The sequence below is a fragment of the Serratia sp. HNCC26DJ206 genome (assembly GCF_057180605.1).
Genome location: NZ_JBXUGP010000029.1, coordinates 17,111 through 31,886, shown reverse-complemented (window position 1 = coordinate 31,886; position 14,776 = coordinate 17,111). Strand labels below are relative to the sequence as shown.

At 51.7% G+C, this 14,776-nt stretch carries 12 protein-coding genes; 1 reads left to right on the top strand and 11 read right to left on the bottom strand.

The window, feature by feature from the left end; translation table 11 throughout:
• Positions 1 to 4: 4 nt before the first annotated feature.
• The 4 genes from AC2A1E_RS18700 to AC2A1E_RS18685 form a co-directional block, all read right to left on the bottom strand.
• Positions 5 to 2,563: a fimbria/pilus outer membrane usher protein gene (locus AC2A1E_RS18700; protein ID WP_484384992.1), complete on the bottom strand. Its 2,559-nt coding sequence runs from the start codon at positions 2,561 to 2,563 to the stop codon at positions 5 to 7.
• Between the two features lie 51 nt (positions 2,564 to 2,614).
• Positions 2,615 to 3,349, bottom strand: a complete 735-nt coding sequence (locus AC2A1E_RS18695; RefSeq protein WP_484384991.1) for a fimbrial biogenesis chaperone — start codon at positions 3,347 to 3,349, stop codon at positions 2,615 to 2,617.
• A gap of 139 nt (positions 3,350 to 3,488) precedes the next feature.
• Positions 3,489 to 4,073: a fimbrial protein gene (locus AC2A1E_RS18690; RefSeq protein WP_484384990.1), complete on the bottom strand. Its 585-nt coding sequence runs from the start codon at positions 4,071 to 4,073 to the stop codon at positions 3,489 to 3,491.
• A 69-nt stretch (positions 4,074 to 4,142) separates the two neighbouring features.
• Positions 4,143 to 4,643, bottom strand: coding sequence for a winged helix-turn-helix domain-containing protein (locus tag AC2A1E_RS18685; RefSeq protein WP_484384989.1), 501 nt, complete (start codon positions 4,641 to 4,643; stop codon positions 4,143 to 4,145).
• Positions 4,644 to 5,357: 714 nt separating this feature from the next.
• Between AC2A1E_RS18685 and AC2A1E_RS18680 the strand changes: the two genes are divergently transcribed.
• Complete coding sequence (locus tag AC2A1E_RS18680) at positions 5,358 to 6,383, top strand: luciferase-like monooxygenase (protein ID WP_484384988.1); 1,026 nt, start codon at positions 5,358 to 5,360, stop codon at positions 6,381 to 6,383.
• Positions 6,384 to 6,577: 194 nt separating this feature from the next.
• Here the strand turns inward: AC2A1E_RS18680 and yedF are convergent, their stop codons facing one another.
• The 7 genes from yedF to pnp all read right to left on the bottom strand — a co-directional run bounded on the left by yedF (position 6,578) and on the right by pnp (position 14,580).
• Positions 6,578 to 6,817, bottom strand: a complete 240-nt coding sequence (gene yedF / locus AC2A1E_RS18675) for a sulfurtransferase-like selenium metabolism protein YedF (protein WP_025122890.1) — start codon at positions 6,815 to 6,817, stop codon at positions 6,578 to 6,580.
• Positions 6,814 to 8,028 carry a selenium metabolism membrane protein YedE/FdhT gene (gene yedE / locus AC2A1E_RS18670; RefSeq protein ID WP_484384987.1) on the bottom strand — a complete coding sequence of 405 codons (1,215 nt, stop codon included), beginning with the start codon at positions 8,026 to 8,028 and terminating at the stop codon, positions 6,814 to 6,816. Before yedE ends, yedF begins: the two co-directional genes overlap by 4 nt.
• Before the next feature lie 66 nt (positions 8,029 to 8,094).
• Positions 8,095 to 9,126 (bottom strand): IS630 family transposase, encoded by a 1,032-nt coding sequence (locus tag AC2A1E_RS18665; RefSeq protein ID WP_484384986.1) that lies wholly within the window; start codon positions 9,124 to 9,126, stop codon positions 8,095 to 8,097.
• Between the two features lie 189 nt (positions 9,127 to 9,315).
• Positions 9,316 to 11,259 (bottom strand): DEAD/DEAH family ATP-dependent RNA helicase, encoded by a 1,944-nt coding sequence (locus AC2A1E_RS18660; protein ID WP_484384985.1) that lies wholly within the window; start codon positions 11,257 to 11,259, stop codon positions 9,316 to 9,318.
• Positions 11,249 to 11,323 carry a protein YrbN gene (gene yrbN, locus AC2A1E_RS18655; RefSeq protein ID WP_223499600.1) on the bottom strand — a complete coding sequence of 25 codons (75 nt, stop codon included), beginning with the start codon at positions 11,321 to 11,323 and terminating at the stop codon, positions 11,249 to 11,251. Before yrbN ends, AC2A1E_RS18660 begins: the two co-directional genes overlap by 11 nt.
• 123 nt (positions 11,324 to 11,446) lie before the next feature.
• The gene (nlpI, locus tag AC2A1E_RS18650) at positions 11,447 to 12,331 is read right to left on the bottom strand and encodes a lipoprotein NlpI (RefSeq protein WP_473188837.1); all 885 of its coding nucleotides are present in this window, start codon (positions 12,329 to 12,331) and stop codon (positions 11,447 to 11,449) included.
• Positions 12,332 to 12,459: 128 nt separating this feature from the next.
• Positions 12,460 to 14,580 (bottom strand): polyribonucleotide nucleotidyltransferase, encoded by a 2,121-nt coding sequence (gene pnp, locus AC2A1E_RS18645; RefSeq protein ID WP_484384984.1) that lies wholly within the window; start codon positions 14,578 to 14,580, stop codon positions 12,460 to 12,462.
• Positions 14,581 to 14,776 lie beyond the last annotated feature (196 nt).

Here is a 14,776-nt window from a genome sequence, read left to right as displayed (position 1 = left end):
TCTGTTATTGGCAGACACCCTGAATAACAGGCCTGCTCTCGTCAGGCGAAGACGATGGCAGCGAATAATGGATACTGCAGTGTTCTGCCTGCGCATCCCCCCATCTCACCTGCAGGACTCCCGCTTCGGCAAGGTCATGTGCGACCACCAAGCTCGCCTGCCCTACAATGCCGATGGCGTTGTTCTGCGCATCATAAACGTTGGCGGCAAAAGGCAGTGGCGTGCCATCCTTACGCTTCGCCTTGATATAGGTCACCTTGCTGCGCTTGGTTTCATAATCGAGCAGCACCAAGGCCCCTGAACGAGGAACCACGGTACTTCTGCTGGACAGCAACTCAACATCCTGTGAAGTGCCCTTAGGATCGATGTCCACCTGATTGAGGTAGTAAGGCCGCAGATAAGGCACAATTGCATAGCCGAAGCGATCGACCTCCACGCCGGAAGCGCTGGTCACCATCGCCCCTTTTGCACCCGGAGCGCGAACCAGGCCGCTGGTTTCCCCCAGCGATTGCCCCAACGTGATGCCGCCCCGGTGGGCGACGATGGCACCATCAATGCTGGACGACAATTGTCGGTTGCCTTGACCATAGCTGTAGCTGGCGTTCATATTCGCCTGCGGAGCGCGGTAGCCCACGCCACTGTTGAAGAAGTTGCCATTGGATGCAGTATCACGGCTGGTACTGACGACATAGTTAAATTGGTTCTGCTCGCCCGCATTCCCCGACAGCCCGACCAGACCATTGCTGCCCTTGCTGTCGGTGGTGCCGGTCATATTCAGCGTTGGAGCATGAATACTCGAACCCAGCGGCAGTGAAAGGCTCAGAGAGTACTGGGTTTCACGCCGATCCAGCGTACTGTCCTGCTGCACCCCCGAGAACTGACCGCTCAACGTCCGACTGACCGAAAGGGTGTAGCTGAGGTTATGCCAGAAATTGCTGTAGCCCAGTTGCATACTCTGCTGTGAGCCATTCTGGTTCCAGTAAGTAATGTGATTACCGGTGGCATACAGGCTGCCCCAACGCTCGCCCAGCGGCTGGCTCACTGAAAGCGTGAACATGCTGCGCTGCCGCCCATAGGTATCGATATTTTCATTACGCAGCGCCAGATCGCGCAACTGCACGGCATCATTCAGGCTGAGGAAATTATCGGTTGAATAGCGATAGGCCATCACCGAGAAACTGGTTTGTGTTTCTGCATAGACCTGGCTGAACCCGATACGATAGCTTTGTCCTGAACGTTGATCCTGCTCAGGCAGGCGGGCTATCGACTGGGTGATATCAAGAGAAAGCGCGCCAATCGGCGTGTTCAGGGCACCGCCCAGCAGCGCAGAGAAATAGCTTTCACTGCCAACAACGCCGGTATAACCCGTCACCAAGTTGCTCAGGCCAAGCTGGTAGGTCAGGCTGCCAAAATCGGGCTTATCGACCAACCCCGTGGTATTGATCTTACCTGCTGCCACCTCGTAACGGCTGATACCGGGCCGCAGCATCTGCGTGACCGAGGCATAAGGCACCGCAAAAGATCGGACCTGACCGTTGGCTTCTTCGACGCGCACCGTCAGTTCGCCACCATAGCTGGTGGGATAGAGATCGTTGATCTCAAACGGCCCCGGAGAAACGGTGGTGGTATAAATGGTAAAACCATTCTGTACGATCGTGACTCTGGCGTTGGTATTGGCCACGCCACGCACCACGGGAGCATAGCCACGCAGGGAGTCTGGCAGCATGCGGTCATCGGAATACATCCTGACGCCACGGAAACGGATGCCGTCAAACAGCTCACCACTGGTAAAAGCATCGCCGATGATCAATTGGGATTTCAACACCGGAATATCACGGCCAATATAGGTGGAGGCACTCTTATAGCCACCGCCATCACCATCTGAAACCCAGTTGATTGCCCCATTGTTACGCACGCGCCAAGGGCCGACGTTCAAACCATTGCGCAGCCCGAGATAACCATAGGTGTTGGTATTTTCGCGCTGCTGAGACTGATAGACGTTGGCGTTATAGTTGACCATCAGGGCGGTCAAGCCATCTTCCCACAGCTTGGGGTTAACATAACCACGTGGCGCTCTGCTCAACAGCAACTGCGGTATCGACACCGTCAGCTTTTGTTCGCCGGGATCAAAACTGGCTGAGGCTCCGGGCAGGAGCGCGCTGAGCGAACCGCAATATCCTTCGGCTTCCAACTGGCTAAGCCGCAGCGGCGGCGTTTGCTCCAGCAGTTTCTTTTCGCTCAGATTAAGCAGAGAAAAGAAGCTGCCGCTGTAGCAAGGGGTGGTGGCATATTGGCTGCCAGACAGTGGTTTAAAATGAATTTCTTCGTTGCCTATCGGTTGCCCATTGAGTTCAATTTCCGCTCTATAAACACCGGGAACCACGATGTTGCCGCGGTTGAATTGGGTAGGATCGAACTTCCCAGCTTTGCCGCCAGGAAAAAAGCTCGGATCAAACTTCACCTCTTCCGGTGACTCTGCGGCATAGACAGACGTGGCCGAAATCATGGCATAAGACAGGATCCATTTCAGTCCCGTTTTTCTTGCTGGTTTATGCGTAGTCATAGCATCCTTGACGACTCAGATAAGCCAATAATCCTGAAAAAACAGCGAAGGCTAACGAGTTAGCGGGTACGTTTTTTCAACAAAAGCCCCATAGTCATTGATCGCATTAGCCGTTACGGTGTTTGGCAGCCCGCCAGCGGCGTTACCACTGCGCTTGACCTGAAAAGCCTGCTCAGAGAAAGGGGCAATCATGCCACCGTCACTTCCCGCCATTGCTGCTTTCCCCATGCCAGATAGCCGTAAAGAGGCGTAACTGATGTAATAAGGGGTGGGGTTTTTTCCGATGAGTTTCTCCCCTTGCAAACGCCAACTCACCTGCCCGATGACTTCAGGGGACAAGCCTTTTAACGCTACGGGGCGGTAAAACACCTTCAGACGATTGCGATAAGCGATGGAGAGGTAATTTTTATCGTCTTTCGACTGAGGGGGCACTTCAAGTACGTTGATCCAGTAAAGCGTTTCGCGATCGGTTACCTGGCGTGCCATAGGTGTCGCAGTAATACGTAACGTTTGCGCCTTGGTTGGTTCAATACGCGAAACCGGTGGCATAATAGTAAAAGGCACATCACTGTCTTCGGGAAGCGAATTAGGATCTCCCCCGTCAATCCAGGACTGCACCAATAAAGGAACATGGCTTTTATTTTCCAGCTTTAGCGTCACTTCTCTTTCATTCGATGGGTAGATAACGCGAGTACCAGAAATAACAATGCCCGCATGCAGGCATGAAGAAAATAACCCGGCGACAAACACCAATGATGACAACCAATATCTTTCCATGAAAAACATAACCGCCCTGTAAGTATATACCCATCACCCTTTAAGCTGCGGAATTATTAGCTGACCGAAAATTAAAAGGCTCTGGGCATCGCTATTAAACAGGGCCCTGTTTGAGCAGGCCCCTGTCACTACTCACTACTGCTATAGTTTATTGATAGACAATACTATATTTAACCGCTGAAGCCACCTGACCAGCGGTAACTGGCGTAGTAGGGGTAACACCTACTGCAATATATTGACCATAATACGAGTACACAGCTGTATTATCGGCAATAGTTGTCGGTGCATAGTTATTCACGTTGCTCAACAAGTTTATCGGGTTATTGGTAGTGGCGTTCAGAATTTGTACCTCAACACGTTGCGCCACGCCGCTAGCACTTGTACTGGTATTTTTCAACCAACCAGTTGTTCTGTCGATCGCAGGGCTGGTCGGTTCGAAGTATACTTGAGCAACTTTCCCATTGGTGCAATTTATATCCCCAGCGCCACCCAGTGTGATCTTAAACGGCGTAGCGTTTGCTACGGCACCTTCGGTACTCAGCGCACTGACCTGAACCTGTTTCAAATTAACGTTCACATCAATAGCACCATTCGGAGTTTGATCATTGATCTTGCAAGTTGTATCAATAACTTCACCCGTAAAGTTGATGTTACCATCAACAGCCAGCGCAGAAGTTGCAGTCAGGCCACCCATGACACAGGCAAGCGTCATTAAGAGAGTATTTCTTTTCATTTAAATAATTATCCTGTTAATTGTCCTTAAACACTCTGAATCTTTGGGTAAACCTTAGGTTCAGAGCCATTATTTCACTTTATAGTGAAATCCTGTCTCCCTATTAGTATTAGTTGCACCTAAAAAGCTATACAAAGGTACAATCAATGCTCCTTGCAATGTATATCCCTTTCCGCGAGAGGCTTTAATAAAACCGTCATCTATACCTATAGTTGCCAACCGCGCCTTAAGTTCAGTAATTACTTGCGTTAGTCTAGTGGAGGAGGAAGACAAATTATAATTCTCCCAAACATTGACCAAAATCTCTTGATTAGAGACATAGCCAAAACTTGCATTCGCCAATAAATAAAGTAACAATCTCATCATCGTCTCACGCAATTTAAAATAATTGCTAAAGCGATAGTCAAGATAACTACTATATTCTATAGTATTATATAGTTTTATTACTGAGCCTGACTTTATATCGACTTGGAATTCATCATTAACAACATAGCCAAAAAGCTGCAATTTTTTTGCATCAACTCTGATTATTGATTTCTCTGCATCTCTTTTTTGGCTTGTGGTATCCATTATCACTCCGTAGCATCACTGCTGTAACCACCTAGATATTCTATTTTATCGATTAAAAACTCAGCGCATACATATATTATCGGCCCGGTCTATATTATGGGCTAGGATTATAATGTCAATTCATAAAGGCAAAAAAAATCACGCTTAAAAAAGAATTAAAAACTTTATTAATTAAATATCACATCGAAAATAGATTATATGACTACATTTTTTATATTTTTAGATGAAAATTCCATTCATACAGATAAATTAATGCATAAGCATGAAATTCTTTTTTTGCCATTTATTTAGATAGCTATTTCGCTATTTTTAGGCTCAAATCTTATTGACTAGCATCAAAAATCACTAATTATTTCTTATACCCCTAGCCATTTAGGTGTTTTTACATGAACTCCTTTCTTAATTCTCTACTCTCGTTGATTAATAGCGCTGCGAGTAAAGACTGCCGATTGTTCTGGATAAATAAAATAGAATAATAATTAATTTTAATGATGAATTTATTTAATTTATATAAATTAGTAATGATTTGCTCGCCTAGGTCCTGATATATACCCAAAAAATTTGAGGTCATTTAGAGAGACTCAAGCACAGATATCCTCTTTTCTCATCGTGAATTGGATTATGCTTTCATAGCTTGCAGATCCCTGCACTCGCCCTTTAAGCGATAAACCTATAGGCCGTGCCCCGCAATGGCAGGAAACGGCTTTAAGCACAATGGACGATGACATGACTGAAAACACACAGGTGCCGCTTTCGGTACTGGATTTATCCCCAATCCCTTTGGGAGCCAAAGCGCGCGATGCGTTCCATTCCTCATTGGATTTGGCGCAACATGCCGAAAAATGGGGATACCAGCGTTACTGGTTGGCGGAACACCACAATATGACCGGCATTGGCAGTGCTGCAACGTCGGTGCTGCTGGGCTACCTGGCGGCGGGCACCCAACGTATTCGCCTCGGTTCAGGTGGCGTGATGCTGCCCAACCATGCGCCACTGGTGATTGCCGAGCAGTTCGGTACGCTGGAGTCGCTCTATCCAGGGCGGATCGACCTGGGGCTTGGGCGTGCGCCGGGTACCGATCAGCGCACCATGATGGCACTACGCCGCCATCTCTCCGGTGATGTGGACAACTTCCCGCGTGACGTGCAGGAACTGCAACGCTACTTCGGTGAAGTGCAGCCAGAACAAGCGGTGCAGGCCGTGCCGGGCCAGGGGTTGTATGTGCCCATCTGGCTGCTGGGTTCCAGCCTGTACAGCGCGCAACTGGCAGCGAAGCTCGGCTTGCCGTTTGCCTTTGCCTCTCACTTCGCACCAGAGATGCTGTTCCAGGCGTTGAACCTGTATCGCGACAATTTTACCCCTTCCGAGCAGTGCCAACAGCCGCATGCCATGGTGTGTGTGAACGTAATTGCGGCCGACAGCGATCACGACGCCAGTTTCCTGTTTACCTCCATGCAGCAGCAGTTCATCAATCTGCGTCGGGGTTCGCCAGGGCCACTGCCACCGCCGGTAGACAATATCCACGCCCTGTGGACTGCGGGTGAACAATATGGAGTGGATCAGGCACTGCGGATGTCGATCGTCGGCGGCGAAAACACGGTGCGCCAAGGGCTGCAAACGTTGCTGCGTGAAACCGATGCTGACGAGATTATGGTTAACGGCCAGATTTTTGATCATCAGGCGCGTTTGCGATCGTTTGAAATCGTGGCCGGGGTGAAAGGCTATTTAATGAAAGGATAAGGGTTACGTATCGGTGATGCCCCTCACCCTAGCCCTCTCCCACAAGGAGAGGGAACCGATCGAGTATGTTTGAAATTATAGTGATTCACCTTGGAGGAGAAAGCGATCGAGTTTGCTGGAATTATCTCTTTACTGCCAAACGAGCAGGGGCTATCAGCTCCCTCTCCCTTCGGGAGAGGGTTGGGGTGAGGGGCTCAGCGTTGGATCAGGTAGCGAATGGTTGGGCCATCCTGCTGAATATCCAGTACTTTATAGCCGTGATTACGCGCATCCAGCGGGATGTTGTTGATCGACTGCGGGCAGTCGCTGATCACTTCCAGTATTTCACCCGGTTTAAGCTGCGGCATCGCCTCCAGCGTGGCCACTGCCGGATAAGGACAAGGTTCACCCACCATATCCAAGCGATAATCCGGCACTATCTCAGCCTGTTTCATGATGCACTCCTTAAGTCAGCTACCTGCGCATCAGCTTTTGCGCGGAAAAAACGTTTCTCCCACCACAACATGGCGGCAAAAGCGATTGCCAGCAGCAGGTAGGTCACTAGCAGCCCACCGATTGGCCCGAAGGTATCCAGCAGGTTAATCTTGTCGTAATTAGTGGCTAATGCAGGGGACAAATCATCCCAGTAATACGCCAACAGCGTTGCACCGATGATATTCCCCAAGCCCACCCACCAGTAGTGGATCTGCCCTTCTACCGCACGGTACATCCAACCGGTTTCACAGCCGCCGGCCAGCACAATCCCAAAGCCAAACAGCAATCCGCCGATGACCGCATTCGGGCCCGCCCACATGATTTTTGGCGCGACGCCCAGTTGCACATAGCTGAAGATGCCAATCGCGCTCACCGCCATACCGAGAATGATCGCTTTAGCCATATGGGTGCGGCCGGTGATCCACAGATCGCGGAACGCCGAAGTGAAGCAGATCTGCGCGCGTTCAATCAGCAGGCCAAAGCCGATGCCAAACAGCATGGCGATGCCAAGCTTCGGTGCATCGAACAGAGTCCATAATGACCAGGCCACGGTCAGGCAAAAAATCACCATCCCCAAACGGAAACGGCGGCGTGCTTGCTCCGGCTTCTGCGTCAACGGTGCGGCAGCACTGACCTTTTGCAGCTTGACCGGGATGCGGAACATCGGCAACAGGGTGAATTTCGCGCCGAAGTAAGAACCTGCGGCCGTCGCCAGTGCAAAAAACCAGGCGTGCAACGAAAACTGTGGGATCCCGGTGAAGAAAGCTGCCAGGTTACACCCCATCGCCAAGCGTGCGCCAAAACCAGCAATAATGCCGCCCAAGAGCGCCTGTGCAATACGGATACGGTGTTGTGGCATGCGTAGCTTGACGTTATTCGCCCACAGCGCGGCGGCGATACAACCGGCAAACATGCCGATAATCATCCGGCCATCGATACGCTCGAGCGGTGAACCTTGCAGGCCTATCACTTTAAAATAGCCCCACTGCTCGGGGTGGAACCCCAACCCTTGCAGCACATGGCCGCCCCAGCGGGTGAATTCACCGGTTACCGCCCAGAACGTGCCCGTCATACCAAAATAATAGGTAGAAAGGATCCCGGCAGCCATCACTGCAGGTAAAGGCGCCCAAAAGCGCACCAGGTACTGAGATTTGAATTGCTGCCAGCTCATGGCATCTCCATCCGTAAAATAAACCTTGCGAATCATACGTCATCTAAATAGCTGATCCTAATACCGCTACACTTTTGCCTGACCGTGCTTCCTACCAGGGAATGGGCTGACCGTTTTCATAAAGTGGCGTACCTTTTTCAATAATTGCCACATCGAACGGCAGCTATGATTCCGGGTTATCGTGTCATGTAATGCCTGCCATAACCGTTCTACGTGGTTCACCCATGGCGAGTAGACAGGTTGATAAATAACAGTAAATTTAGGGTTCTTCTTCAGCCACTGAAGCGTTTCTCGACTTTTATGGATGATGTAATTATCAACGATCAGGGTGATGCTTTTTGCCCGCCGATACGTCCCCTTGAGGTGTTTCAACAAGTCGATAAATAACCCCGAGTTTTTGCTGCTGCCGCCGACGTAACTGACTTTTCCCGTGTTGCTGTGTAATGCACCGGCCAGATAATATTTTTCGTTTTGCCCCGGCGTAACAACGCGTTTTTGTTGACCACGAAGTTGCCAGTCAGCACCTATTTTGGGGTTGAGGTGGATATCCACTTCATCCTCGTAAAATACGGGATGTTCAGCGCTACACTGGGCAAGAGCCTCGACGATAACAGCCATTTTTTCTTCTTTATGTGGATCGCGAATACGCAGTGTTGGTGCCGCTCTTCGCCAGACCAATCCAGCAGAGGGAAGCCAACGACGAACCGTCGAAGCATGCAAGCTGCAGCCTGTTATCTCATTGATTTTTATTGTTAACAGCTCAGTGCTCCAGCGAGAACGCTGATAACCGAAATCGCTTGGTGAATGCTTAATCAGTTGACGTAACAGCGCACAGATATGCTCAAATGGCCAGCGTCGTCCACGCCCTGGAGATAAGGATTGCAACCCTTCCAGACCGTAAAGCGTGAACCAATTAACCCAGCGTCCCAACGATGAGCGCGCGCAGCAAAGCGTTTTGGCAACATCACTGAGCGTGTCGCCACGGTGAAGCATCAGCATAGCCGTGAGTCTTCGAGCATGGTTCTTATCGTCTGTTTTTTGTATGGTTTTTTGCATCAGAGACCTTTCGGCATCGGATATTGGTGCTATGATCGGCATAACTCAGTCCGGTTGGTGGTTTGGGATATTCAGCGATTGATCAGATCGCTTAAATCGGACTGAGTTCCCTCGTGGTGATCTACTATTTGGAACAGCTATTTAGCGGCATAAACTGCAATTTCAAGCATAAAAAAACCAGCCCGAAGGCTGGTTTCAGATGTGACTAACCGCGAGCGGTTAAATCAGCAATTATGCATCACCGAAACGGCGACGTGGTGCAGCAGGTGCCGCATCGTCACGGCGCGGTGCTGGCTTACCGCCACGACGTTCGCCACTGGCAGCATTACCACCTTCGCGACGCTCACCGAAAGAACGACGCGGAGCAGCAGCCCCTTCACGGCGCTCGCCATTGAATGGACGAGCACCACCACCACGACGCTCACCGCCGTTACCACCAGCAGGACGCTCACGGCGTTCATGTGGCAATGCATCACCCAGCAGTTGCATGTTCATCGGCTTGTTCAGGATGCGGGTGCGAGTGAAGTGATTCAGGATCTCGCCCGGCATGCCTTTCGGCAGCTCGATGGTGGAGTGGGAAGCAAACAGCTTGATGTTACCGATGTAACGGCTGCTGATATCGCCTTCATTAGCGATAGCGCCAACGATATGACGAACTTCTACACCATCATCCCGGCCCACTTCAATGCGGTACAGTTGCATTTCACCAACGTCACGACGTTCGCGACGTGGACGTTCAGCACCATCACGGCTCTCTGAACGTGCACCGTCTGGACGTGCGTCACGACGACGCTCGCCGCCACGCTCGTCACGGTCGTTGAACTCACGGCGTTGACGCGGCTTGAATACCGGATCCGGTGGCAGGATCAGAGGACGTTCGCCCTGGGCCATTTTCAGCAGAGCTGCGGCCAAGGTTTCCATATCCAGATCTTCTGCCGGTTGCAGTTTAGCCAGCAATGCGCGGTACATATCCAGATCGCTGCTTTCCAGTTGCTGCTGCACTTTAGCGGCAAACTTGGCCAGACGGCGCTCACCCAGCAGATCTGCGTTTGGCAGCTCAACTTCTGGAATGGTCAGCTTCATGATGCGTTCGATGTTGCGCAGCAGGCGGCGTTCGCGGTTTTCCACGAACAGCAGCGCGCGGCCAGCACGGCCAGCACGGCCAGTACGGCCGATACGGTGAACGTAAGACTCTGAATCCATAGGGATGTCATAGTTCACGACCAGGCTGATACGCTCAACGTCCAGACCACGGGCCGCCACGTCGGTGGCGATCAGAATATCCAGGCGGCCATCTTTCAGGCGCTCCAGAGTCTGCTCACGCAGAGCCTGATTCATGTCACCGTTCAGTGCAGCACTGTTATAACCGCTACGCTCCAGCGCTTCGGCCACTTCCAGAGTGGCATTTTTAGTACGCACGAAGATGATCGCAGCGTCAAAATCTTCTGATTCCAGGAAACGCACCAGCGCTTCGTTTTTACGCATGCCGTGCACCGTCCAGTAGCTCTGGCTGATGTCCGGACGGGTAGTCACACTTGACTGAATGCGCACTTCCTGCGGATCTTTCATAAAGCGACGGGTAATACGGCGAATCGCTTCTGGCATGGTGGCAGAGAACAGCGCGGTCTGATGCTCAGCCGGGATCTCCGCCATGATGGTTTCTACGTCTTCGATAAAGCCCATGCGCAGCATTTCGTCGGCTTCGTCCAACACCAGGCCTTTCAGGCTGGAGAGGTTCAGGGTGCCGCGCTTCAGGTGATCCAGCAGACGGCCCGGAGTCCCTACCACGATCTGTGGGCCCTGGCGCAGAGCGCGCAGTTGCACGTCATAACGCTGGCCACCGTACAGTGCCACCACGTTCACGCCATGCATGTGCTTGGAGAAATCGGTCATTGCTTCAGCAACCTGAACCGCCAGTTCGCGGGTCGGTGCCAGCACCAGGATTTGTGGTGCTTTCAGGGCTGCATCAAGGTTGTGCAGCAGTGGCAACGAGAACGCTGCCGTTTTACCGCTCCCGGTCTGCGCCATGCCCAGCACGTCGCGACCGTTCAACAGGTGAGGAATACACTCTGCCTGGATCGGTGATGGTTTTTCGTAGCCCAGATCGGTCAGGGCGGCGATGATTGGAGCAGACAGCCCCAGGTCAGCAAAAGAGGTTTCAAACTCAGTAGTCATGTACACGTGCCTCATTAATAATGGCAGCCAGTCTACATAACTCGTCGAGAAAATTTTCAGTCATTTTCATTGAAAAGTGTGAACCGGCTCAAATTAGATTGTAAAACAGACAAAAAAGCCCTCGCCCGTTAAGGCGATTACTCTGGTTAAAAAACCAATGTAATTCAGGCTGATAAGTGTCCGTCAGCTATTGCTGGTCCGATTCCGATAGGTCGTCTTGTTCTTGGCTCAACATCGCCAATTCCAACAATGCATAGCGGTGCTCAACAAAGTTATGAACGTTGTTAGCTACCGTCAGTTTGAACAGCGCCGAAGCGGTGTCCTTGTCCCCCAGACTTAGGTAATGCTTACCTAAATAGAAGTCAGTTTCACTGAGATGCTCAGCGAGCGAAGTGTTATCCGTTGCATCTGCCTTGAGGCGTTCCATCAGCGTTTTTTCGCTGATTTTGCCCAGGTAGAATTCGACAATATTCCATCCCCATTGCCCTCGGTTCGCTTTGTCATAACGCTGCTGGAGCGCTACGGTAGCTGTCTTGGGATCGATTTCTCTTTCCACCAGATAAAGCCACAACGAACGGAAGGGATCATTTGGATCGTCTTGATAAAACGCCTGCAGATCATCCTGCGCTAACGGGAAGCGACCACCATAATACAGTGCAATGCCCCGGTTTAAACGCGCGTAATTGTAAGTTGGATCAAGCTCTAGTACAGAATCAAACGCTTCATAGGCAGCATCAAAATTGCCTGCCTGCGTAAAGTAAATGCCCAGGTAGTTGAAAACTTCCGGCATATCAGGACGTATCGCTAACGCTTGCGAGAAATCATTGCGCGCCAGTGCACGTAGCCCGAGGCTATCATACAGTACACCGCGCTCATATAAAAGCTGCGCACGCTCATCGTCCGTCAGTGCCCGGCTGGCAAGTATTTGTTCCATGCGCGCCAGGATCACTTCCTGCTGCAGTGTTGGCTGCAACGGGATAGCCAGAACTTCGTCTTTACGCCAATCATGGTTGCTGCATCCTGCCAGCATGAGTGCTGTCGCAACATAACACCAGCGCAAGAAAGGCTTCATTTCCCACTCCCGAAGACAAACATTGGATGAACGTCCTGTCCTCCGCTTGCTAATACGCGGACATCCTACCCACGTGATAAGAACAGCTCCCAACCCCACGGCGGGGAGCTGTAAAACTTATGATACAGTTACTCTGCTTCAGGAACCGGTGCGGCAGCGGTTTCTGGCGCTGTCGCTTCTTTGATGCTCAGGCGCACACGGCCCTGGCGATCAACTTCCAGTACCTTAACCGGCACTTCCTGGCCCATCTGCAGATAGTCGGTCACTTTCTCAACGCGCTTGTCAGCGATTTGAGAGATATGTACCAGACCTTCTTTACCGCCGCCGATGGCCACGAAGGCACCGAAATCAACGATACGGGTCACTTTACCCTGATACACACGGCCAACTTCGATCTCAGCGGTGATCTCTTCGATGCGACGAATAGCAAATTTCGCTTTCTCGTTGTCGGTAGCAGCAATTTTCACTGTACCATCATCTTCAATTTCAATGGTAGTGCCGGTCTCTTCGGTCAACGCACGAATGACAGAACCGCCTTTACCAATCACATCTTTGATCTTGTCTGGATTGATACGGATGGTATGGATACGCGGTGCAAACTCAGAGATATCGCCACGCGGTGTGCTGATTGCCTGTTCCATCACGCCCAGAATGTGCAAGCGCGCACCCTTGGCCTGGTTCAGAGCCACCTGCATGATTTCGCGGGTGATACCTTCAATTTTGATATCCATCTGCAGCGCGGTGATACCTGCACGGCTACCGGCCACTTTGAAGTCCATGTCACCCAGGTGATCTTCGTCACCCAGAATGTCAGACAGCACCACAAAGTTGTCTTGCTCTTTCACCAGGCCCATCGCGATACCCGCAACCGCAGCCTTGATTGGCACACCAGCATCCATCAGCGCCAGAGAAGCCCCACAAACCGAAGCCATGGAAGAAGAACCATTGGATTCAGTGATTTCAGACACCACACGCACGGTGTACGGGAAATCTTCTGGTTTAGGCATCATCGCCAAGACACCGCGTTTCGCCAGGCGGCCGTGACCGATTTCGCGACGCTTAGGTGAACCTACCATACCGGTTTCACCCACGGAGTACGGAGGGAAGTTGTAGTGGAACAGGAAGTTATCGGTCTTCTCGCCCATCAGTTCATCGATGTTCTGTGCGTCACGCGCAGTACCCAGAGTGGCGGTAACCAGCGCCTGAGTTTCACCACGGGTGAACAGGGCTGAACCATGAGTACGCGGCAGCACGCCGGTGCGCACATCCAGACCACGGATCATGTCTTTTTCACGGCCATCGATACGCGGCTCGCCACGCAGCACGCGGCTACGTACCACGTTTTTCTCAACGTTACCCAGGATGTCTTGAATCTCTGAGGCATCCAGCGTTTCGTCTTGTGCCAGCAGAGTTTCCACTACGCTGTCTTTGATCGCGTCAACCTGAGCATAACGCTCTTGTTTCTCGGTGATGTGGTAAGCATCACCCAGACGGCCTTCTGCCAGTTCAGCCACGCGCGCATGCAGCACTTCGTTGACCGCAGGCGCCTGCCAATCCCACTTCGGTTTGCCCGCTTCAGCCACCAGAGCGTTGATGTTTTCGATAACCACTTGCTGCTGGTCATGACCAAACACCACTGCACCCAGCATCTGATCTTCGCTCAACACGTCAGCTTCAGATTCCACCATCAGCACGGCACCGGCAGTACCGGCAACCACCAGATCCAGACGGCTTTCTTTCAGCTCGTCAGTGGTTGGGTTCAGCACATACTGATCGTTGATGTAACCCACGCGCGCGGAACCAATTGGGCCATTGAACGGAATACCGGACAGGCTCAGGGCTGCGGAAGCGCCGATCATCGCAACGATGTCTGGGTTAACCTGCGGGTTAACGGACACCACGGTGGCGATCACTTGCACTTCGTTCAGGAAGCTGTCTGGGAACAGTGGGCGGATCGGGCGGTCAATCAGACGGGAGGTCAGGGTTTCGCCTTCGCTCGGACGGCCTTCACGGCGGAAGAAGCTGCCTGGGATACGGCCAGCAGCGTAAGTACGCTCCTGATAGTTAACGGTCAGCGGGAAGAAGCTCTGGCCGGGTTTGGCTTTTTTCTGGCCTACAACAGTCACGAATACTGCGGTGTCATCCATGCTCACCATAACGGCGGCAGTGGCCTGACGTGCCATCATACCGGTCTCAATAGTGACGGTATGTTGGCCATACTGGAATTTGCGAATGATCGGTGTCAGCAAAATTTAATCCTTAATTGACGGCGCGCAATCGTAATGACGACTCGACACGCCAGTGACTCAACTTGCCTTCACATTACATCCTCGCGACTAATGACAACCCTTATCTCAGCCTGAGATAAAGCCTCTCATTAGCCGCGCGAACCTCTGTAACGGAAGGTCCTAGTAATACATTAACCTGATTTACCTATGCTTCCTA

What these genes read in the sequence shown, in the direction of transcription:
- AC2A1E_RS18700 (WP_484384992.1), bottom strand. Translation starts at nt 2,563, where the DNA reads ATGACTACGCATAAACCAGCAAGAAAAACGGGACTGAAATGGATCCTG.
- AC2A1E_RS18695 (WP_484384991.1), bottom strand. Translation starts at nt 3,349, where the DNA reads ATGTTTTTCATGGAAAGATATTGGTTGTCATCATTGGTGTTTGTCGCC.
- AC2A1E_RS18690 (WP_484384990.1), bottom strand. Translation starts at nt 4,073, where the DNA reads ATGAAAAGAAATACTCTCTTAATGACGCTTGCCTGTGTCATGGGTGGC.
- AC2A1E_RS18685 (WP_484384989.1), bottom strand. Translation starts at nt 4,643, where the DNA reads ATGGATACCACAAGCCAAAAAAGAGATGCAGAGAAATCAATAATCAGA.
- AC2A1E_RS18680 (WP_484384988.1), top strand. Translation starts at nt 5,358, where the DNA reads ATGGACGATGACATGACTGAAAACACACAGGTGCCGCTTTCGGTACTG.
- yedF (WP_025122890.1), bottom strand. Translation starts at nt 6,817, where the DNA reads ATGAAACAGGCTGAGATAGTGCCGGATTATCGCTTGGATATGGTGGGT.
- yedE (WP_484384987.1), bottom strand. Translation starts at nt 8,028, where the DNA reads ATGAGCTGGCAGCAATTCAAATCTCAGTACCTGGTGCGCTTTTGGGCG.
- AC2A1E_RS18665 (WP_484384986.1), bottom strand. Translation starts at nt 9,126, where the DNA reads ATGCCGATCATAGCACCAATATCCGATGCCGAAAGGTCTCTGATGCAA.
- AC2A1E_RS18660 (WP_484384985.1), bottom strand. Translation starts at nt 11,259, where the DNA reads ATGACTACTGAGTTTGAAACCTCTTTTGCTGACCTGGGGCTGTCTGCT.
- nlpI (WP_473188837.1), bottom strand. Translation starts at nt 12,331, where the DNA reads ATGAAGCCTTTCTTGCGCTGGTGTTATGTTGCGACAGCACTCATGCTG.